This window comes from Ollibium composti (assembly GCF_004801285.1).
Classification (GTDB): domain Bacteria; phylum Pseudomonadota; class Alphaproteobacteria; order Rhizobiales; family Rhizobiaceae; genus Mesorhizobium; species Mesorhizobium composti.
On the sequence record NZ_SSNY01000021.1, the window covers coordinates 1 to 19,576 of the forward strand.

The 19,576-nt window shown below is 63.8% G+C and carries 19 protein-coding genes and 1 pseudogene; 5 read left to right on the forward strand and 15 right to left on the reverse strand.

Annotation, left to right across the window (positions count from 1 at the left end; all coding sequences use genetic code 11):
- The first annotated feature begins 101 nt into the window (after positions 1–101).
- A complete protein-coding gene (locus E6C48_RS22010; protein WP_136360341.1) occupies positions 102–449 on the forward strand; it encodes a hypothetical protein in 348 nt (115 codons plus the stop codon).
- Here the strand turns inward: E6C48_RS22010 and tnpC are convergent.
- From tnpC to E6C48_RS22030, 4 genes and pseudogenes are all read right to left on the reverse strand, one after another.
- A complete protein-coding gene (gene tnpC, locus E6C48_RS22015; RefSeq protein WP_136360342.1) occupies positions 416–1,945 on the reverse strand; it encodes an IS66 family transposase in 1,530 nt (509 codons plus the stop codon). The genes E6C48_RS22010 and tnpC overlap by 34 nt on opposite strands.
- A gap of 58 nt (positions 1,946–2,003) precedes the next feature.
- Complete coding sequence (gene tnpB, locus E6C48_RS22020) at positions 2,004–2,330, reverse strand: IS66 family insertion sequence element accessory protein TnpB (protein ID WP_373695954.1); 327 nt, start codon at positions 2,328–2,330, stop codon at positions 2,004–2,006.
- 26 nt (positions 2,331–2,356) lie between these two features.
- Complete coding sequence (gene tnpA / locus E6C48_RS22025) at positions 2,357–2,803, reverse strand: IS66-like element accessory protein TnpA (protein ID WP_136360344.1); 447 nt, start codon at positions 2,801–2,803, stop codon at positions 2,357–2,359.
- Positions 2,804–2,832: 29 nt separating this feature from the next.
- Positions 2,833–3,129: pseudogene (locus tag E6C48_RS22030) on the reverse strand (IS6 family transposase); the annotation flags it as partial.
- Between the two features lie 57 nt (positions 3,130–3,186).
- On the opposite strand from E6C48_RS22030, the gene E6C48_RS22035 reads away from it, so the two are divergent.
- The 4 genes from E6C48_RS22035 to E6C48_RS22050 all read left to right on the forward strand — a co-directional run bounded on the left by E6C48_RS22035 (position 3,187) and on the right by E6C48_RS22050 (position 6,204).
- The gene (locus E6C48_RS22035) at positions 3,187–3,414 is read left to right on the forward strand and encodes a lipoyl domain-containing protein (protein ID WP_206086553.1); all 228 of its coding nucleotides are present in this window, start codon (positions 3,187–3,189) and stop codon (positions 3,412–3,414) included.
- A gap of 5 nt (positions 3,415–3,419) precedes the next feature.
- Complete coding sequence (locus E6C48_RS22040; RefSeq protein ID WP_136360346.1) at positions 3,420–4,118, forward strand: 2-oxo acid dehydrogenase subunit E2; 699 nt, start codon at positions 3,420–3,422, stop codon at positions 4,116–4,118.
- Complete coding sequence (locus E6C48_RS22045; protein WP_136360347.1) at positions 4,115–4,894, forward strand: lipoate--protein ligase family protein; 780 nt, start codon at positions 4,115–4,117, stop codon at positions 4,892–4,894. The genes E6C48_RS22040 and E6C48_RS22045 overlap by 4 nt, the downstream gene beginning before the upstream one ends.
- Before the next feature lie 254 nt (positions 4,895–5,148).
- Positions 5,149–6,204: a LacI family DNA-binding transcriptional regulator gene (locus E6C48_RS22050; RefSeq protein ID WP_230978912.1), complete on the forward strand. Its 1,056-nt coding sequence runs from the start codon at positions 5,149–5,151 to the stop codon at positions 6,202–6,204.
- On the opposite strand, the gene E6C48_RS22055 is transcribed toward E6C48_RS22050, so the two are convergent.
- The 11 genes from E6C48_RS22055 to E6C48_RS22105 form a co-directional block, all read right to left on the reverse strand.
- Positions 6,108–7,811, reverse strand: coding sequence for a metallophosphoesterase family protein (locus tag E6C48_RS22055; protein WP_168734622.1), 1,704 nt, complete (start codon positions 7,809–7,811; stop codon positions 6,108–6,110). The two genes, E6C48_RS22050 and E6C48_RS22055, sit on opposite strands and share 97 nt — an antisense overlap.
- A complete protein-coding gene (locus E6C48_RS22060; protein ID WP_136360350.1) occupies positions 7,811–8,452 on the reverse strand; it encodes a dual specificity protein phosphatase family protein in 642 nt (213 codons plus the stop codon). The genes E6C48_RS22055 and E6C48_RS22060 overlap by 1 nt, the downstream gene beginning before the upstream one ends.
- A gap of 20 nt (positions 8,453–8,472) precedes the next feature.
- A complete protein-coding gene (locus tag E6C48_RS22065; protein ID WP_136360351.1) occupies positions 8,473–9,294 on the reverse strand; it encodes an inositol monophosphatase family protein in 822 nt (273 codons plus the stop codon).
- A gap of 156 nt (positions 9,295–9,450) precedes the next feature.
- Entirely contained in the window at positions 9,451–10,287 is an 837-nt protein-coding gene (locus E6C48_RS22070) for an inositol monophosphatase family protein (protein WP_136360357.1), read from the reverse strand.
- Positions 10,287–11,099, reverse strand: a complete 813-nt coding sequence (locus E6C48_RS22075; RefSeq protein WP_136360352.1) for an HAD family hydrolase — start codon at positions 11,097–11,099, stop codon at positions 10,287–10,289. The genes E6C48_RS22070 and E6C48_RS22075 overlap by 1 nt, the downstream gene beginning before the upstream one ends.
- Positions 11,096–11,950 carry an inositol monophosphatase family protein gene (locus tag E6C48_RS22080; RefSeq protein ID WP_136360353.1) on the reverse strand — a complete coding sequence of 285 codons (855 nt, stop codon included), beginning with the start codon at positions 11,948–11,950 and terminating at the stop codon, positions 11,096–11,098. The genes E6C48_RS22075 and E6C48_RS22080 overlap by 4 nt, the downstream gene beginning before the upstream one ends.
- Before the next feature lie 61 nt (positions 11,951–12,011).
- Positions 12,012–13,073, reverse strand: coding sequence for an ABC transporter substrate-binding protein (locus E6C48_RS22085; RefSeq protein WP_407941039.1), 1,062 nt, complete (start codon positions 13,071–13,073; stop codon positions 12,012–12,014).
- 117 nt (positions 13,074–13,190) lie between these two features.
- On the reverse strand, positions 13,191–14,321 hold the full coding sequence (locus E6C48_RS22090) for an ABC transporter substrate-binding protein (RefSeq protein ID WP_168734623.1): 1,131 nt from the start codon (positions 14,319–14,321) through the stop codon (positions 13,191–13,193).
- Positions 14,322–14,378: 57 nt separating this feature from the next.
- Complete coding sequence (locus E6C48_RS22095) at positions 14,379–15,506, reverse strand: ABC transporter substrate-binding protein (RefSeq protein WP_136360354.1); 1,128 nt, start codon at positions 15,504–15,506, stop codon at positions 14,379–14,381.
- A gap of 66 nt (positions 15,507–15,572) precedes the next feature.
- Positions 15,573–16,706 carry an ABC transporter ATP-binding protein gene (locus tag E6C48_RS22100; protein WP_136360355.1) on the reverse strand — a complete coding sequence of 378 codons (1,134 nt, stop codon included), beginning with the start codon at positions 16,704–16,706 and terminating at the stop codon, positions 15,573–15,575.
- Position 16,707: 1 nt separating this feature from the next.
- Complete coding sequence (locus E6C48_RS22105; RefSeq protein WP_230978915.1) at positions 16,708–18,504, reverse strand: ABC transporter permease; 1,797 nt, start codon at positions 18,502–18,504, stop codon at positions 16,708–16,710.
- Positions 18,505–19,576 lie beyond the last annotated feature (1,072 nt).

Genomic DNA, 19,576 nt, shown 5'->3' on the forward strand with positions numbered 1-19,576 from the left:
GCCCCGATCCTTCACCAGTCTCACCGCCTCGAGCTTGAACTCGCGGCTGAACTTCCTTCTCTGCATTCCAACTCTCCAGTTCCGTTAAACACCTTATCTCGGTGTCCACGAAACCGGCAGCAGGCCATGGCTCGAATCTTGCCGAACCGGAGACCGCGCACGCCTACGTCGAACATTGTGGCGATCTTTGGCACAGCACACCGGACGCGATCCCGTTTCTCCGGTGGCTACATACGCACCCGAAAGTCCTCGCCGAGCGAGCACGCATCCACGACATCAAGGAACAATTCCTTTGGGAACGCGATGTCCCGAAACGTCAAAAGCTAGTCGACCAGGAAGAACAGCTCCTGGCCGAGATCAGTGACAAACTTTCGAAGGAAATCGTGATCAAACAGATTGATCGTAACCGCTGTTCTCAGGCCACGGCCTTGAGTGGCGTGGGGGCATAGGCCCAGGGCAGCAGGTCGTCGAGCTGGCTTTGCGGATGGCCGGCAACGATGCGGGTGATGACGTCAGCGAGGTAAGCGTACGGGTCGACGCCGTTGAGCTTACAGGTCTCGATCAGTGAGGCGATGGTTGCCCAGTGCTCGCCACCGCCATCGGAACCGGAGAAGAGCGCGTTCTTTCGATTGAGGGCGATCGGCCTGATTGCGCGTTCGACTACGTTGGAGTCGATCTCGACGCGGCCGTCGTCAAGGAAGCGACCAAGTCCAGCCCAGCGCGCGATCGGGTAGCGGATTGCTTCGGCGAGCTTGCTCTTCTGGCTGACCAGCGCGAGCTTCCCGCGCAGCCACGGCTCGAGGGCATCGATGATGGGGCGGCTTCGCTCCTGGCGCGTGGCGCGGCGTTCCTCCGCCGGGCGGCCCCTCAGCTCGCTCTCGATCTTGTAGAGCTCGGCGATGCGCTGGAGCGCCTCTGTCGCGATCGGCGCGGGTCCGGACTGCGCCAGTTCATAGAAGCGGCGACGCACGTGCGACCAGCAGAAGGCCAGGCTCACGGCGTTGCGCGCGGCCAGCGCCTTGTATCCGGCGTAGCCGTCGACTTGAAGGATCCCGACGAAGCCCTGAAGGTGCCGCAGGGGCTGTTCGGCCTTTCGGTTGGGCGCATAGAGGTAGGCGACGCCGGGCGGATCGATCCCGCCCCAGGGGCGATCGTCGCGCGCATAGGCGAACAGCTGGCCGGTCTTGGTGCGGCCGCGCCCGGGATCGAGCACCGGGGCCGTCGTCTCATCGGCGAAGAGCTTGTCGGACGCCTTCAGCCGGTCGAACAACCGCTCGTGGATCGGCCGAAGCAGGAAGGCTGCCTTGCCGACCCAGTCGGCGAGCGTCGAGCGGTCGAGGTTGACGCCCTGGCGGGCATAGATCTGGGACTGGCGGTAGAGGGGAAGGTGATCGGCATATTTGCTGACCAGAACATGCGCGACGGTCGCTTCGGTCGGAATGCCGGCTTCGACGAGGCGCGAGGGAGCCGGCGCCTGCACAACGACTTCCTCGCAGCTCCGGCAGGCGTATTTTGGTCGGCGCGTGACGATGACGCGGAACTGGGCCGGCACGATGTCGAGGCGCTCGGAACGATCCTCGCCCATGACGTGCAGCGGACCGCTGCAGCAGGGGCAGACCTTGTCCCCGATGTCGACGACCTGCTCGATACGCGGCAGGTGCGTGGGCAGTGCGCCGCGGTTGGCGCGGCGCTTCCTGGTGCGATCCTCCCGCTTCGCAGGATCACCGGCGTCCTCCGCCGCGAAGCCTTCGGCCTCGACCTGCTCGGCCTCTTCCAGACCCAGCAGCAGCTGCTCGACGGGCAGGCTCTCGGCCCTGCGGCCGAAGCGGTGACGCTGCAGTTCCTTGATGATCTGGCGCAGCCGCTCGTTCTCGGCGCGCTCCGCGGCAAGCATCGCCTGAAGTGCGATCGGATCGTTGGTCAAAGGGTCGGCTGGATTGCTCACAAAGCCGATTCGATCATGGAATCCAATGCTTTGCCAGCGTCCTCGGCCGTCCCTGGAATCAACTTGCCGCGACCGGCGCGCGCGTCTCGCGGGCATCATGTACGCGCCGCCAGTCCAGCCCTTCCAGGAGCGCCTGCAACTGCGCCGCCGTCAACCTGACCACACCATCGGTAATGGCAGGCCAGCAGAACTTCCCATCTTCCAGACGCTTCGCCAGCAGGCACACGCCGGTGCCGTCGAAGTACACCAGCTTGACCCGGTCGGCGCGCTTGGCCCTGAAGACGTAGACCGCGCCAGAGAACGGATCGGCGCCCATCGTCTCGCGTACCAGCGCCGCCAGGCCCTCGGCCCCCTTGCGGAAGTCCACCGGCTTCGTCGCGACCATCACCTTGACCGCACCCGTCGGCCCGATCACGACAGCGCCTTCAGCGCACGGATCACCGCCGCCACCGTCCTGGCGTCGGCGCCACGACCGATCCGCATGGCGACGCCGTGAATCTCAAGCTCGATCACGCCGGCATCTCGCGCGGCCTTTCGCTTCCGCGTCGATATCACGTGCTTCGCCGCCAATTCGGGCTCAGGTGACGCGACCACTGCCGGAACAAACATGGGTTCTGGTGCCGGCGCATTTGCCAATGGCACCCGCGCGGAGCGGCGCCAGGCGAACAACTGCTGCGGGGACAATGCATATCGCCGGGCCACCGCGCTCACGGTCTCGCCATCATCGTAGCTTTCCGCCACAATCCGCGCTTTCTCCTCCGGCGGCCATTCACGTCGGCGACCCGCACCGGTGAAGAACTCCAGCCGGCGGACCGGTTCCTCGTCCCTGGATTTAAGCGTAAGCTCTGAAATCGTCATGTGTCGAAGCCCTCAATGGCTTCGAACATCTCCACCGTGTCGCCGACGCTGTCGATTGCGCGATAGAGATACATCCATTGGCCTCGAACCTTGATGTAGGTCTCGTCCATATGCCATTTGCCTGACACTGCCCGCTTGCGGCGATTGAAACGTTCCGCCAGTTGCTGTGAAAACCGCACAACCCAGCGGTTGATCGTCGAATGATCCACGGCAATGCCCCGCTCGGCCATCATCTCTTCCAGGTCGCGCAGGCCGAGCCCGTAGGCGAGGTACCAGCGTATGCAGAGCAGGATCACCGACTGATCGAAATGGCGGCCTTTAAACATGGTGTAGCTCCAGCGTCGAGGAGCCATCCTCATGCCCAAGAGCCATTACTGAAAAGTTTGCGACACAACCTTCCGAATGACCTGTGGGACGGCGACCAGGAGGCGGTCATCACCAACTGGCTGGCCAGCGACGGTACGGCCGTGGAGGCAGGCTCGCTGATCGCCGAGATCATGGTCGAGAAGATCCAGTACGAGATCCATGCGCCGGCCACCGGCGTCATCACCCTCGTCAAGCAGGCCGACGACGTCGTCGCCAAGGGCGATGTCATCGCCCGGATCGGATAGCGGCCATGGCAACGCAGGCTGAAGCGCCCGCAACGCGTGCCGACCGCGTCGTGCCGCTGCGCGGCGCCAGGGGCATGATCGCCGACAAGATGCTGCGCAGCCTCTCCGAGGCCGCGCAGCTCACCCATCATGCCGACTGCCGCGCCGACGCGCTGCTCGCCCGCAAGGCAGCGCTGGCGGAAACCGGCGTCAAGGTCTCGGTCGAGGATCTGATCCTCGACCGGGTGGTGGCGACGCTGCTGAAACATCCGGACCTCAACGGCGTCCTCAAAGGCAAGGAGGTGCATCTGTCTGGCGCGGTGCATCTCTCCGTTGCCATGGCGCTTCCCGGCAATCTGCTGGTGGCGCCGGCGATCTTCAATGCCGAGGCGCTGACGATCGAGGCGCGCGCCGCCGCCCGCAAGGATCTTGCCGAGCGGGCGCGCGCCAACAAGCTGACCGTGCCTGAGATGACCGGCGGCACCTTTACGGTCAGCAATCTCGGCCTCTCGCGGGTGAAATATTTCACCCCGATCCTCAACACGCCGCAGATCGGCATTCTCGGCATCGGCCGCATCGCCGAGACAGCATTTCCGGACGGCAAGGGCGGCGTGGAGTTCCACCCCGTCATGGGTCTGTCGCTGACCTTCGACCACCAGGCGGTCGACGGAGCGCCTGCAGCGGCGTTCCTGTCCGACCTATGCGCGGCGATCGAGGCCGCATGACAATCGCGGCGCGCCAAACACTCGAACCGAACGAAGCGGACGGCCGCCCGCAATTCCTGCCCATCGCCGCGGCATTCGAATGGGAAACCGCGATGCTGGATGCGGTCGCCGGCGGAGCGGGCCTGCAAGTCATGGTGTGGCGATGCGAGCGCTGCATCGTCGTGCCGCGTCGGCTGGCGGCGTCCGCCGCCTTCCCGGCGGCGGCACGCGAATTGGAACGACGCGGCTTTCCGGTCGTCGTGCGCAACACCGGCGGCGACGCGGTGGTCCAGGGACCGGGCGTGGTCAACGTCTCGCTGGCCTTCGCCATGCCGGCGAAGCTGCCGGACCGTATCGGCCATGCTTATCGGTTCCTATGCGCCCCGCTGATGTCGCTCCTGAGGAAACACGGTATCGAAACCGCCAATGGCGCGGTGGCCGGCGCCATGTGCGACGGGACCTTCAACATCATCGCCATGGATCGCAAGCTGGCCGGAACGGCGCAGCGTTGGCGGCGCGCGTTCGGCGGCGAAGGCGATTCCGGCTTCGCCGTCCTCGGGCATCTTGCGCTTTCCGCCGATCTCGACCATGCAGCCGCAGCCGATGCAATAAACGCTTTCTACGCCGCGGCCGGGATCGATAGCCGCGTCCGAGGGGACGCGCATGTCAATATCGCAGAACTGCTCCCGTCAGACGAGCCCGTGACAGCAGAAACGATCGTGCAAGATCTTGCCTCCTGCTATCTGTTAGCCTCTCGAAGAGATCAACCTGGCTTCTCGCAAGCGATCATCCCGTAGGATGAACTGGCGCGACCTGGCTGCCATCGTACAAGCGTCTACGCTCCAAGCATGCGCGGCCTGATGCTACTTTCGGTTTCCGAGCGAGGTTTTCCGATGGCTTACTGACGTCCGCAGGCGAGGGACGACCGTTGTGAGGTTGGGAAGCCTTACAGCCTTACGGTGGATTGGCGGTCGCGATATGCTTCCTGCGTTGTTATGAAGGCGCTGGAAGCCAAAAAGGTCGAACTGCCGCGATGTCCAATGTGAAAACGATGCGTTCTTTCGTTACGGCACAGCAGGTCGCTGCCGCTGCCGGCGTCTCCCGTTCAGCCGTTTCGCGCACCTTCACGGACGGAGCCAGCGTCTCGGAGCATACGAGGCGCAAGGTCCTGGAAGCCGCCGAGCAGCTTGGCTATCACGTCAACCATCTGGCCCGGAGCCTGATCCAGGATGCCAGCGGCATCGTCTGCGTGGTCGGCTCGGACCTGCATTTCCCCTATCAGTCGATGATCCTCGACGCGATGACGCGGCGGCTGCAGAGCGACAACCGCGTCGCCATGGTCATCAACACGTCGGGCGAAGCAGACTCCGTCGAGGCGGCACTGAGGCAGACGCTGAACTACCGGGCGGACGCCACGGTGGTGCTGTCCGGCGCTCCGCGCGCCTCGCTGATCGAAACCTGCGTCAGGAGCGGCCAGCACGTCATCCTGATCAACCGCGAGGAAAGCCAGAGCGGCACGCAAAGCGTCCATGTCGACAACGCACAGGCATGCCGGGAGGCATTCCACATGCTTCGCCGCGCCGGCTGTACCGACATCGCCCTCATATCGTCCAGTGCCGGAACGCCCAGCATCACCATGCGTGAAAGAGCGTTTGAGGGCGCGGCTACGGAAGCCGGCATGTCGGTCCGCACGATGCGAACCGGGCCGACGGGCTACGCCACCGGCTATGAGGCCGGCCGCCAGATCCTGGCGGGGTCGCAACGGCCCGACGCCGCGTTCTGCGTGACGGACCTGCTCGCCTGCGGCTTCATGGACGCAGCCCGCAATGAGTTCGGCATATCGATCCCGGACGAGCTTTGCGTCGTCGGCTTCGACGACATCGAACAGGCGGGATGGGGCTCCTATGCGCTGACGACCTTTCACCAGCCCATAGACCAGATGGTCGATCACATCGCGACGCTGCTGGACGAATCCGAACGCGGCATCGTCAGTGAGCCGACGGCGACGTTTCAGGCGGTTCCGGTCTGGCGCAGGAGCGTCCGGCCCAATGGCCGGGCAACGACCTCACCGCTCTCCAGGTCGACCGAAAACCGGTCCGACGGCTGAGCGTCCATATAGTTGCGCATGATGGCGAAGAAGATGGCCAGTCTGTGCTGCGCGCTCCACTCCGGCCAGCTTGTGGCGGCAAACCGTTCAGCCAGAGACCGGTAGAGCAGGACGCGTTCGGGTGCGATAACGGCGAGGGCCAGTTCGCGCGCCGTGCGCAGGCGATACCAGTCCGCAACGACGTCAAGGCCCGCGACGCCACCCTCCAACGTCGAGACAGTCGCCACCTCCTCTACCGGCAAGGGCGAGCTTTCGACAAGGCGCGCGATGTCAGCGGACCGAAGGCGCTCCATCAGCGCAGCAAGTTCCGGCGGCCATTCCTTTTCGAAATACCGCAAGGTGACGTTCAGGGTCATCACCCTACTGAGGAACTCGCCGTGGGAACGAGCCTCCAGAACGTCGCCGAAGTCGGCTCCGGAGCAGGCGGTTTCGGCACGATAGGCATCGAAGGCCGCATCGAAGTCCGGCACGTCCCAGAGCATGGCGGTCTCGACATTCAGCGACGCGCCATCGAAGGACGCAATCTTGTAGGCCGGCGGAAAACTCACCGTGGACGGGACCGCGATGTTGACGGCGAAGTCGTCGCCGTGGCGGACAACCCGGGTGTCGTTCACATGCAGGTGCCCGCTGAAATGGACTCCCACTCCGGTTGCTGCGGCAGCGGCTTCGACCTCCGGGGAAGGCGAACGGCGCACGAACCCGGTCCTGCCCAGCAGGATCGCCTCCGCCTCGGCCGTGTCGCCAAGCGGATTCAGCAGCGGATAATGCGAAACCGTGAGCAGGCGCTTGCCCTGCCGCCTGGCGCGGCGTGCGACGTCCGTCATCCAGTCCAGGACGAACGGCTTGCTGCGCAGCATGGAGTTCCAGCCTGCATCCGTGCTGTCGAAGTAGCTTTTTTCCTCGATCAGGTTCTTCGCCCCATTCCGTGGCTCGAAGACGTTGGCGTCTATGGACAGGATCCAGAGACCCTCCATCGGCTCGACGAGATAGGACGCATCCACCATCGACGTCACAACCGAGCCATCCTGAGAACGAATCTCGAAGCACCGTTGGGCAAGGTCGTCGCTGGTCCCGAAAGGCGTTTCCCAATGCAGGAAATCGGGCCGCCTGAAGAAGCCGAACGCCTTCATCATATCGAGCGCCTGCGGGTAGCCCGCGCAGTGCATCTCCTGCGTCAGCACAACGTCGCCCGCCGCTTCGGCGACAATGGCCGGGTCGCTGGTGACCAGCGTCTGCGAGCCGTCCTCGTTGACGAACAGCTTGCCGTGCTCGCGGCCGTGCATTGCATAGAGGTCGTGGTTTCCCGGCGTCGTGAAAAAACGCAACCCGTACCGGTCGCTGTAGCGTTCGAGCAGGCGGCAAGCGGTCGCCATGGTCGACATCTGGCCGTCGTCCGACAGGTCGCCGGCGATGACGACAATACGAATATCCCGGCTCACGATGTCATCGAGGAGCGCCGTCAGGGCGGGAAAGCTCTCGTTGAAGACGCGCGTGGAAGCGCAGGTGTCGGCCAGCGAACGGAACGCGCTGCCGCCGCCACCGCCCGGACGATAGGTGATATCGTGGAAGTGCGGGTCCGCGATGACGGCGATTTCGTTCTGCGCCATCAGGCCGACCGGCTCCCCTGTACGGCCAGCGCTAGGGGTGCTGCGCCGGAATCGATCAGCGTGATCCATTCAGCAGCCCGGCGCGCGGCGTTGACGAGCACCGGCTTCGGCGTCTCGAACCATTCGTCCCGGCGCAACTCGCGCATCGCGCGCACATGGTCCAGCGCGCTGTCGAGCGTCGGATATTTCGCCCTCGCCTCGATGTGCAGGAAGAGCGCAACAAGCGACACGGAACGGCTGCGGCCGCCCCGGCAATTCACCAGAACATTGCCCTTCTCGCGCAGCGGATAGGTCGGACGTTCCGGCAGCTTTTGCGACAGCGCGCCGCGCAGCATATAGAACCCCGCCAGCATCATCGTCTCGGGATTGCCGTCGCCGTCGATCAGGCCGAGCTTGTAGTAGCGCACCGCGCCGATGCCGTAGATGGCGTCGGGATTGGCCTCTTCCGGAAACGGCGACACCGCATAGTTGAAGTCGAGATTGACGGCGCAGTTCACCACTGTGGTGATGTTGCGCTCCCGCAGTTCCGCAAGGTCGCCCGCCCCTTCCATGCCGCCGATGAAAAGATCAATGCCGTAGCCGGGCAGGTTCGGCTCGATCAGGCTGATGTTCGGTCGTTCGTAGCGTGGCGAAGCGTTCATCTCGGCTCTCGGCAATCCAATCAAAGCGTCAGCGCGATCCCGGTCGCCTCGCTCATCCCCGGCGCTATGCCCGGGCACGCCGCCAGCACGCCGCCACCTTTCGACAACCCGTCCAGTTCGAGGAAGGGAGCCGTCACGCCGCCAGCCTCCTTGACCAGAAGCAGGCCGGCCAGGCAATCCCACGGATGCATGTGCAGTTCTGCATAGCCGTCGGAGCGCCCGTCGGCGACGAAGGCCAGGCCGAGCGCGCCGGACGCCGCCCGCCGGACGTTCGCCCCCTCCTCGAGGATACGGTTCAGCGCCGCGAGATAGGTCGCGTTGGGAAGCCGTGTGGACCAGCCGAGTTCAACGCAGGCACGCTGGTAGTCACGGGTATCGGCAACATGGATCGGCACGCCGTTGCGTGTCGCGCCCTGCCCCCGGCGCGCCACATGCAACTCATCCATGCCGGGGTTGTAGATGGCACCGATTTCCACCTGTCCGCCGCTGACGAAGGCGATCGAGATGCAGAAATGCGCGATCTGGCGGGCGAAGTTGGCAGTTCCGTCGATCGGATCGATGACCCAGAGGTCGTCCCCAGGCACGCCGCCGGTCTCCTCCCCGAGGAACCCGTCCTGCGGAAAGGCTTCCGCGATCCGCGCCTTGAGATACCTCTCGACCAGGCCATCGGTTTCGGTCAGGAAATCCTGCGGCCCCTTCATGGCCATCATGCCCGATTTCACCGCCTTGAACCCGTCCAGCGCCATGCCTCCCGCGGTCAGGATCATGGCGCGGCACAGGGCTTCGCGGGCGTCCAGATCCGATGCCTGCAAGGCAAGTTGGGTTCGATGTGCGACGGTCATGGCTGCGCGCCTCTTGCCACTTTTATCGAGCCATTTTTAGGCTCTTTATGCACTGGTGTGCAATACAAATAAATGAAGTCTATACAATTATTTGATGCACAAGTTGATAGTAATTTTCTGGAACTTTATGAATTGGCGTGCACACCGGGTTGGCTCCTACGCGGCCTTGGTTCGGCCGACCGAAATAGCCTCCGCGATGCGCGTCAGCGTGGGATAGTTCCCGCCATTCCCCCACGCCATGTAGCCCGGATGGAACTGGTCCGGCCGGTCCGCCGGAATCTTGCCCAGAGGTAGGCTGCGATAGGTGCCGCCCGCCTGGCGCAGCAAAAGGATCGCGGCGGTCACATCCCATGCGTTGACGCCGAAGCCGCAGGCTGCGTCCGCCCAACCAGCCGCAACGTGTGCAATGCTGAGCGCGGCACTTCCCGGCCGGCGCAGCGTGGAAAAGGTCTCGGCCAGCGTCGCGAAATTGTCGAGCGCCCTATCGCGCCCGTCCAGCCTGAAGTCGCGCGCCACCGGATAGCCGGTGATGAGCGTCGCCTTGTTCTCCTCCGGGATGGCCGAGGAACGCAGCGGCTCGCCGTTCAGCCAGGCGCCAGTCAGGTCGGCGGAGAACAGGTTATCGGCAACCGGATCGAGGATCGCGCCGGCGACGATCTCGTCGTCCACGGCGGCGCCGATGGAAATGCACCAGAAGGCGATGCCGCGCGCGAAGTTGGAGGTACCGTCGATCGGATCGACATACCAGCGCACCCTTCCCTCCCCGCTGGCGCCATGTTCCTCACCCAACACCGCCGAATCCGACCAGCGGCTCAGTATGTGATCACGGATCGCCTGCTCGGCCTGTCTGTCGTACCTGGTCACCACATCGTGCAAGTCGACCTTGTACTCGACCGCCGTGTCCGACCTGAAAGCAGCGGCGAGCGGCCCGCCGACAAGTTGCACCGCCTCCATTGCGATCGCGCGCAGCGCGGCCGATTCCGCGGCATCCATCACGCCACCGAAATCTTCTGTGACTGCTTCAGCAGCGCCAGCAACCGGCGCGGGTCGGCGACGATGGCGTCCGGCTTGACCCCGAGATCGTAGGGCATGTCGTAGGTGCCCTTCGCTTCCATCAGGATATTGCCGCCGATGCCGGCGCGAAGGCCGCAAAGGACGTCGCGGTCGAAATTGTCGCCGACATACCAGGCGTCCCGCGCCTCGACGCCCAGAGCACGGCAGGCGATCAGGATCATCTCCGGATTGGGTTTGCGAACCTTCACCTCGTCGCTATGGATCTTCACGGCGAAACGCCCCGTCCAGCCATGTTCGTCAAGGAAATCGATATGCACCTGGCCTGACAGCGCGTTGCTGACGATGCCGACAGGCACGTCGGTGGCGTCGCACCTGTCGAGCAGTTCCAGCATCCCGTCGCGCAGCTTTCGCCGGCTGCACAGAAGGCCCATCTGGCGGCAGAGCTCCCGCGCTTCGCCAAGCACGGCCTGCCGCGCACGGTCGGACCAGTCGGCGGCGACGAAATCACCCCAGAACTGGCCGTAGGTGAGTTCCGGCGGGGACAGCGGCCGCGACATGGCGTTCTTCCAGCGCGAATCCGCGATGCAGCCGGCGCGGATGTCGGCGATGATGCGCGACCTGGACAGCACGGCCGAAGCGGCGCCCGCCCGGCCCAGCACGGCTTCCACTTTTTCGGCCAGCCTGTCTTCCCAGCCCGGGATACGCGCCGTCTCAACGACCACGCCGCCGAAATCGAGCAGTAGGGCCCGCGGCGCGGACAACGCCCTCCCGGAGAGTTCGGCCTTGGTCATGTGCGTGCTCCTGCTGTGTGTCTGTGTCGGGTTGCGGTTTGCGCCGATAATGTCCGCGCCACCTGTTCGAGCGTCGGGTAGTCGGCGCCGCCACCCGTCGCGAAATAGTCGGACGCGAGATGAGTCGGCTCCGACTCGATTCCTCCGTCGAAACCGCAATAACGCCCGCCCGCCTGGCGCAGGATCAGGATCCCCGCCGCCACGTCCCATGGGTTGGTCGACAGCCCCAATGTCGCGTCCGACCATCCGGCGGCGATATGGGCAAGGTTGAGCGCGCCGCTGCCGAGGTTGCGGGTGACCTGGAACGCACGCAGCAGTTCAGCCTGGCACCCATACACCATGGCGCCGAGATCGTTGATGTTGCGGGCGTTCGGAAAACTGGTCAGCAGCGTGGCCTGCCGTTCCTCGGCGAAGGCTTGCGCAGCGAGCGGCCGGCCGTTCAGCCAGGCTCCGCCCAGGCTTGCCGAGAAGAGATTGCCGGCCATGGGATCGAACACAACTCCGGCGACGATCTCGTCATCTACCGCCGCCGCGATGGACACGCACCAATAAGCGATCCCGCGCGCGAAATTCGACGTGCCGTCGATCGGATCGACGTACCAGACGACGTTGCCGCTGCCGCGCCGGCCGCCCTCCTCGCCGACCATCGCCGAGTCCGGAACTTCCCGGAAGATCACCGAGGCGATGCGCTCCTCGCTGGCCCGATCATGCTCGGTGACGATGTCGTGGAAGTCACGCTTGGTGTCGAAAGCCATGACGGAGCGGAAGGCCGTCCGGAGCTGATCCTCGACGCTGTGCGCCGCCATCTTGGCGACCGCCAGCAGCCGTTCGGATTGCGGCAACGATGTCATGATGCGTTTTCACCGATAGGATGAGGCGGGCCGGCAACCGGTGTCGCCGGCCCTTGTGCGATTATTTCTGGTAGTTGACGCGCCAGAAATCTTGCCAGTCCTGGCGGGCGTCCCAATCGTTCAGCGCAGTCGAGGCGTCGTACTGTTCCAGTTTGTCGAGCACCTTGCCGATGCCGGACGGCTCGTCCGCCGGCAGCTTGATGTCGGGATTGGTCGGCAGCTTGCCGTCGATCACCTGCGGCGCGATGCCCTCTTCCGTCAGGATGTAGTGGATGAAGAGCTTCGCCGTGTTGGGGCTCTTGGTGCCGGTGGCGATCAGGCCGAGCTTGACATAGGTCCAGCCGGGCCAGGGACCCATGTCGGCGCACAGGCCGAGCTTGAACCCCTTGTCGGCGTTGTCGCGAAACTTGGCCGAGGACAAAAGACCGAAGAACGGCTCCTTCTGGCCCGGCGCGCCGACCGCCTCGGAAATGGCGTCGTCGGTATCCGCCAGCAGCGGGCTGTTCTGGGCGAAAGCCTTTACCCAGGCGGCCGTCGCACTCTTCTCGCCGCCGAGGTCGATGTCCTTGCCGTACTCAGCCTTGTAGGCGTCCTTCATCGCGTCGTCGAAATGCGTCGCGGTCTGGTTGAACCAATCTGGATAGGTGCCTTTCGAGAGCGGATCATAGAAGGCAACCTTGTTCTTCCATTTCGGATCGGTCAGCTCCCAGATGTTCTTGACCGGGCAACTGTCGTAAACTTCTGTATTATAGGCCCAGACGCTGGCGTTGGTGGTAATCGCCAGCGGGTCCTGGAACTTCGCCGGGATCTTGTCCTTCATATCGGGCGGCAGCCAGCTCATGACGTAGCCGCCCGGCAGAAGCTGGGCCAGACCGGCGGGCGCGTCGGTGATCAGCACCACGTCGCCCTGGACATTCTTGGCCTGGCCTTCGCGCACGATCATCTCGAGCTGGCTCGATGCCGAGACCTTGATACCGGTGGCCTTGAGGCCGTACTTCTTCGAGAAGTTCTTGGCCATCTCCACGATCTTGCCGGTGCTGTCGTAGATGTTGATCGGCGCCTCGGCCTTCGCCGCCTTCAGCAGTTCGTTGACGCTGGACGCGTCATCGGCATAGGACTGCATGGCGAAAAGGCTCACCGTCAGCAAGCCGGCCGCCATCCCGATACATCTGTTCAGAATACCCATCGTCTCCTCCCCTCGCTGGTGGTGGGCATCGCCTGCCGGCGATGCCCCGCCATTTCATTTCTTGTAGTTGACGCGCCAGAAATCCTGCCAGTCCTGGCGCGCGTCCCAGTCGTCATTGGCCGAAGACGCGTCATAGGGTTCCATCTGGTCGACCACCTTGCCGATGCCTGACGGCTCCGAATCCGGCAGCTTGATGTCGCGATTGGACGACATCTTGCCGTCCTCGGCCTGCGGTGTGATGCCTTCCTCGGTAAGCAGGTAATGGATGAAAAGCTTGGCCGCGTTCGGGCTGTCCGTACCCTTGGCGATGAAGCCGAGGCTCGGATACAGCCAGCCGGCGAAGGGCTGGAGCCCGGTGCAGAGACCGAGCTTGGTGCCTGCCTCCTGGTTGTCGCGGAATTTCGCCGAACTCATGAGACCGACGAACGGTTCCTTCTGGTTGGGCGCGCCGACCGCCTGCGCCGCAGCCTCGTCGGCGTCGGTCAGCAACGGCGCGTTGGCGGCTAGCGCCTTGACCCACATAGCCGTCGCGCTGTCCTCGTCCTTCACCAGATCCTTGCCGTATTGCGCCTTGTACGCTGCCGCGATCTTGTCATCGGCGTGCATGGCCATCTGGTTGAACCAGTCGACATAGGACGCCTTGCCGAGCGGATCCTGGAAGGCGACCTTGCCCTTCCACTTCGGCTCCGTCAGTTCCCAGATGTTCTTGACCGGGCAGCTCTTGTAAACCTCGGTATTGTAGGCCCACACATTGGCTTCGTTGGAGATGACGAGCGGATCGCGATAGAACGGGTCGATCTTGTCGGCCAGATCCGGCGGCACCCAGCTTTCGACGTAGCCTTCGGGCACGAGCTGCGCCACCCCAGCCGCCGCGTCGCTGATCTGCAGCACGTCCGCCTGCACGTTCTTCGCCTGCGCCTCGCGCACCACCATCTCGAGCTGCGAGGCGGCATTGGCCTTGGTGCCGGTCGCCTGGACACCGTATTTGGCGGTGAACGCCTTGGCCTGTTCGACGATCTTGCCGGTGGTTGAATAGACCGAAACCGGCGGCTCCTTCTTGGCCGCCTCGACCAGCGCGTTGAGATCGAAGTCGTCGGCGCTCGCCTGCGCGGTGAGCGCGACGAGCAAGGCCGATCCGCCCAGCAGGGCAAATTTCCAACTCTTCGCCATCCCGTTCAAGAACATTGCCTTTCCTCCCGTTTTCTCATACCGGCCGCGCTCCCGGCGCGGCCCGATCCATTGCTATTTGCGGTAGTTGACGCGCCAAAAATCCTGCCAGTCCTGGCGCTTGTCGAAATCGTCAGCGGACGTCGAGGAATCGAACACCATCAATTCGTCCATATGCTTGGCGATTCCCGACGGCTCGTCGGCAGGCAAGGCGATCTTGCGGTTGCTCGGCACCTTGCCGTCGATAGCCTGGTTGGCGATGCCTTCCTCAGTTAGCAGGTAGTGGATGAAGAGCTTCGCCGCGTTGGGGCTCTTAGTGCCTTTAGCGATCAGCCCGAATCCCGGATAGGAAAAGCCGACGAACGGCTCGATGCCGACGCAAATGCCCAGCTTGAGGCCATCGCTGACGTTGCCGCGGTATTTGGCGACCGACGTGATGGCCATGAACGGGTCGGCCTGGCCCGGCGCGCCCGCCGCCTCGGCGACGGCGCTGGAATCAGCCAGAAGCGGCGCGTTCTGAGCATACGCCTTGACCCATGCGGCGGTTGCGCTGGGCTGGTCGGTTTCCAGCTTCTTGCCGTAGAGATCCTCGTAGGCTTTGGCGATTTCAGCGTCGTGATGCGCCTCTAACTGGTTGAACCAGTCAGCGTAAAGCGGCTTGTTAAACAGGTCGAGCATGGCGACCTTGCCCTTCCACCTCGGCTCGGTCAGCTCCCAGATGTTCTTGACCGGGCAGGAGGAATATTTCTCCGTGTTGTACGACCACACATGTGGATCCGTGACGACGACGAGCGGGTTGCGCTGGCCTTCGGGAATATCGGCCTCGATGTCGCCCGGCACCCAGCTTTCGACCATGCCTTCGGGAAGCAGTTGGGACGCCGCTGAACCTACATCCACCGCCAGGCTGACATCGCCGACGATCTGGCCCGACTGGCTTTCGCGGATCAGCAGGTCGGCCTGGGTTGCCTCGTTGACTTTCTTGCCGGTTGCCTGGACACCGTATTTCTGGGTGAAGGCCTTCGCGGTGTCGACGATCTTGCCGGTGACAGCATAGACGGTGATCGGCGGCTCCTTCTTGGCCGCCTCGATCAGCGCGTTGAGGTCGAAATCCTCGGCGCAGGCCTGCGCCGAAAGCGCGACGAGCGCGGCCGACGCGCCCAGCAGGACGAACCTCCAGCGCTTCACTATCCTGTTAAAATCCATTGCCTTTCCTCCCGTTTCTCATGTGACCACGCAGCCGCGAGATCGATCCGCGACAGCGACGTCATCTCAATGAACCTTTGCCGCGCCGAGCAGCTTGTCCGCATCCGCCAGCCGGTTGCCCTGCGCGTCGAAGACATGCAGCGCCTTCGGCTTGACGAAGAAGTCGATCCGGTCGCCCGTCTTGATCTCCGGCGACTGATGGGTGGTCATGAACAGTTTCTCGTTCGCGAGAGACAATTCCACGATCCAGCTTCCGCCGGTCGGCAGCACGCCGGTGATTTCGGCCTTGCCGCCCAGCGCGCCTTGCGGAACCGGCGTGTCCGGTCCGGCGATGCGGATCGATTCCGGCCGAATGCCGACGGAGCCAATGCCGGAAAGCTCGGCATGGCGCGTCGCGAAATACTCCGATGCTATCTTTCCGAGCTTCGAAGTGGCTCCGTCCCGGAGTTCGACGATGTTAATGGGCGGGCTGCCGACGAACTGCGCGACGAACCGGTTGGCTGGGCGGTCGTAAATGTCGTTCGGCGACCCGACCTGTTGCAGATGTCCTTCGCTCATCACCGCGATCGTGGTGGCGAGCGTCATGGCTTCCCACTGGTCGTGCGTGACGAACACGATCGTCGTCTTGAACTCGTTGTGCAGGCGCTTCAGCTCGGCGCGCATTTCCAGGCGCAGCGCCGCGTCCAGGTTGGACAGCGGCTCGTCGAGCAGTAGCACTTCCGGGTTGACGGCGAGCATGCGGGCGAGCGCCACGCGCTGCTGCTGGCCGCCCGAGAGCTGCGAGGGATAGCGGTCGCGGTATTTTTCGATGCCGAGCGTCTTCATGACGTCGGTTACCCGCTGCTCCCGCTCCGCCTTCGGCGTATTGCGCAGGCGCAGGCCGAAATCCGTGTTGCGCTCGATCGTCATGTGCGGCCACAGCGCGTAGCTCTGGAAGACGAGACCCATCTGCCGCTTCTCGGGAGGAATGAAGACACCCTGTCCGACGGAGTCGACGACGCGCGCGCCGACCTGGATTTCCCCGTTGGTCAGATGCTCCAACCCCGCGATCATGCGCAGCGTCGTGGTCTTGCCGCAGCCCGACGGCCCGAGCAGGCACATGAACTCGCCGTCGCCGATTTCGAGATTGAGGTTGGCAACGGCGTTGGCCGAATTCGAGCCATAGCTCTTGTCGACGCCGCGCAGGTTGATTCGTGGCATGTCAGCCCCCTAGCCCTTGGGCGAGATTGGTCTTGGTGAGTTTCTGCCCGAGAAGCGTGCCGAAATAGGCAATTCCCGCGATGATCAGCACGACGGCGTTGGCCGCCTGCGTGTAGTGGTAGTCGACCAGCCTGAGCGAATAGGTGGTCAGCACGTCGGTCGACGGCACGGCGAGCACGACGAAGAGGCTCAAGCCCTTGATGCCGGAGATGAACGGCAAAAGGATGCCGGTCACCAGCGATCCCTTCTGGATCGGCACCACGATCGAGCGCATGCGGCGGAACCATCCCGCGCCGGCGACCTGCGCCGCCTCCTCCGGATCCTTGCCGAGCTGCATCATGGCCGAGATGCCCGCGCGGGAAGCGTATGGCATTTGATCGGCTATCAGGGCGAGCATCAGGATCAGCGTCGTGCCGTAGAGGGCCGGGATCGGCCCACGCGGCACTGCGAACAGCGAGAGGTAAGCGGCCGCGAAGGCGATGCCGGGAACCAGATAGGGAAGGAACGTCACCTGGCGCAGAAAGGTCGCCAGCGGCCGGACCGGCGTGCGCACCACGACATAGCCGACCAGCAGCCCGAGCAGGCCGGAGGTGATCGATGCCAGGCCGACAATGCTCAGGCTGTTCCAGGCGGCATTCCACAGATCCGGGCTGAGCAGGATGCCTGTCTGCAAGGCCACCGTGTTGAGGTCGCTGCCGATCCAATAGTCGAGCGTGAAATTGTCGAGCGTGAACCGCGCCGGTATTCTCATCACGGTCGACAGGAACAGTGTGAGCAAGGGCAGACCGACGCTGAACAGGAAGATGCAGGCTGCGAAGGCAGTCGCCGGGATGCGCATGCGGCCGAGCGGCTGGATACGGTCCATCGACCCCTTGGAACCGATGGTGACGAAGCGGCGGGCTTCCTTGATCAGCTTGGCGTCGATGATGATGGTGATGATGCCGATCAGCATGATGCAGCCGGCAAGCACCGCCGCCACACCGGTCTGGCGCGACGAGATGTTGCGGTAGAGCGAGGTGGCCAGCACGTCGAAGTTCACCGGCAGGCCGAGCACGTAAGGCACGCCGAACTCGCCGAGGCACTTGGCGAAGATCAGCACCACCGCCGACAGCAGCGAAGGCAGCATCAGCGGCAGGATGATCTTGCGCGTCACGGTGATGCGGCCGGCGCCCAGGATGCGGGCCGAATCCTCAAGTTGGGAATCGAAGCGCCGCAGCGCATTGCCGAACAGGAGGATGATGAAGGGAGCGTAGTGCAGCGCCAGGATCAGCGTGACGGGAAGCCTGCCGTAAGAGAGCCAGTCCGGAGGGGAAAGGCCGAGCGCCTCGAACCAGCCGACCTGGCCGCCGACCGTGCGGTTCTTGAACAGCGTGGTCCAGGCGAGCGCAAAGGTCCAGGCCGGCAGCATGTAAGGCACGATCAACGCCGTGGCGAACCACTTGCGCCCGAACATGTCGGTGCGCGCCAGAAGCCAGGCGAGACTGCCGCCAACGGCGACGGAGATGACGATGGCGCCGAAGGCGACGCTGAGCGTGTTGACCAGCGGCTCCCAGAAAAGGCTCTGCGCGACGCGCGAGGTAAAGGTCCGCTCCAGATAATACCAGGTCAGGTCGCCGGTTTCCGCCTTGATGCGCCGACCGTCGCCGAGTTGTACCTGGACGGCATCGAGCAGCATGGAAATAATCGGGACGACGATCAGATAGGCAAACAGAAGCGCGGCTAGCACACCGATCAGGGTCGTCGGCTCGTGTGCGGCGATCCGCAGCCCGTAGCGCAGCCTTTGCCATGCGGTGGGCATGGCCAGCGCACTGGGCGCCGGCAGGCGGTCCCGCTCCTGGCCAGGCAGCGCGGCGGACTCGGCCTTGGACACCGTCATGCCGCGACCGCGTGAGGTTCCGACCGCCTGCCCTTGCGGCGACGAATGAATGCATGGGGCGTCATTGTTCCTCCCAGACGCTTGCCGATCGTTTTGGCGACCCGCTTCGAACCGCCCTCCTGCGGCTCCGGCACTATTTGAGCGCCGACGCCATTTGTCGGCCTGTATCGGAGAAAGTCAACCCGCTGCCAGTATAATATTGCACTGGTGTGCAAATTGCAAACAGCCGAGGTCTCGGCCATATCCTTGATGCCAAACTATCTCTGTTGCCAGTTCTACATCGAATTGCCTCAGTCAGTCTCGCGGGTGCAGAGCGGTTCAAAATGCTAGTTGTGGTATCATTTATGCACAGGAGTGCAGAGGGTAACGTCGCAAATTGAAGCGGCCCGGATCCGTTGTCCACACCGTCAGCGCGAGATCCATCCAACAGAGCAAGCCGCGAGCGGGTTGCGCGCGTCGACAGCATCGCAGCACGGCAATCCGAACCTGAGCCATCCGTGGTCTTCAGCTAAGGTTGGGGGCGATGCCTGCAACGATGGCAAGGCTAAGCCCACTGCCTTCCGGCCTGGCGCCCCTCTTTCGAAGCGACCGATCAACCGGTAAGCGTCTCTGTGGGCACGACGGGCCGTCCTTGGCTACGCGGAACTTACCGCCCTCAAGGCTTACGACGATCGGCTCACCAAGGGTCCCATGCCCAGGGCGTTCTCGACAAAGTTGCGGCAGACAATGCCGAAGGCGTCGGGGTCGAGGTCTGACATCACCGAGCGTTCGGCAGGGTCGGACTATCCTGCTGCCTGGCACCACCCTCGGTATCCTCGGCGATCAGGCGGGCGGAAAAGCGGAGATTCAACTTATGGTTAGGCCGCAACTGTTGATTTCCGCTGAGAGCTGACCCGGGATTTTCGCCGAGAAGTGACCCGCCTTCATGTATGGTTTGGGTCTTAGGTTTTGGTCAAGGGGCGGCTTTCTCCTTCTTGCTCGTTGCGGCCTGTGC

What these genes read in the sequence shown, in the direction of transcription:
- E6C48_RS22080 (WP_136360353.1), bottom strand. Translation starts at nt 11,950, where the DNA reads ATGACATCGTTGCCGCAATCCGAACGGCTGCTGGCGGTCGCCAAGATG.
- E6C48_RS22090 (WP_168734623.1), bottom strand. Translation starts at nt 14,321, where the DNA reads ATGTTCTTGAACGGGATGGCGAAGAGTTGGAAATTTGCCCTGCTGGGC.
- E6C48_RS22100 (WP_136360355.1), bottom strand. Translation starts at nt 16,706, where the DNA reads ATGCCACGAATCAACCTGCGCGGCGTCGACAAGAGCTATGGCTCGAAT.
- E6C48_RS22095 (WP_136360354.1), bottom strand. Translation starts at nt 15,506, where the DNA reads ATGGATTTTAACAGGATAGTGAAGCGCTGGAGGTTCGTCCTGCTGGGC.
- E6C48_RS22065 (WP_136360351.1), bottom strand. Translation starts at nt 9,294, where the DNA reads ATGACCGTCGCACATCGAACCCAACTTGCCTTGCAGGCATCGGATCTG.
- E6C48_RS22055 (WP_168734622.1), bottom strand. Translation starts at nt 7,811, where the DNA reads ATGGCGCAGAACGAAATCGCCGTCATCGCGGACCCGCACTTCCACGAT.
- E6C48_RS22105 (WP_230978915.1), bottom strand. Translation starts at nt 18,504, where the DNA reads ATGCCCACCGCATGGCAAAGGCTGCGCTACGGGCTGCGGATCGCCGCA.
- E6C48_RS22060 (WP_136360350.1), bottom strand. Translation starts at nt 8,452, where the DNA reads ATGAACGCTTCGCCACGCTACGAACGACCGAACATCAGCCTGATCGAG.
- E6C48_RS22040 (WP_136360346.1), top strand. Translation starts at nt 3,420, where the DNA reads ATGGCAACGCAGGCTGAAGCGCCCGCAACGCGTGCCGACCGCGTCGTG.
- E6C48_RS22075 (WP_136360352.1), bottom strand. Translation starts at nt 11,099, where the DNA reads ATGACCAAGGCCGAACTCTCCGGGAGGGCGTTGTCCGCGCCGCGGGCC.
- tnpB (WP_373695954.1), bottom strand. Translation starts at nt 2,330, where the DNA reads ATGGTCGCGACGAAGCCGGTGGACTTCCGCAAGGGGGCCGAGGGCCTG.
- E6C48_RS22050 (WP_230978912.1), top strand. Translation starts at nt 5,149, where the DNA reads ATGCGTTCTTTCGTTACGGCACAGCAGGTCGCTGCCGCTGCCGGCGTC.
- tnpA (WP_136360344.1), bottom strand. Translation starts at nt 2,803, where the DNA reads ATGACGATTTCAGAGCTTACGCTTAAATCCAGGGACGAGGAACCGGTC.
- E6C48_RS22045 (WP_136360347.1), top strand. Translation starts at nt 4,115, where the DNA reads ATGACAATCGCGGCGCGCCAAACACTCGAACCGAACGAAGCGGACGGC.
- E6C48_RS22070 (WP_136360357.1), bottom strand. Translation starts at nt 10,287, where the DNA reads ATGGATGCCGCGGAATCGGCCGCGCTGCGCGCGATCGCAATGGAGGCG.
- E6C48_RS22085 (WP_407941039.1), bottom strand. Translation starts at nt 13,073, where the DNA reads ATGCAGTCCTATGCCGATGACGCGTCCAGCGTCAACGAACTGCTGAAG.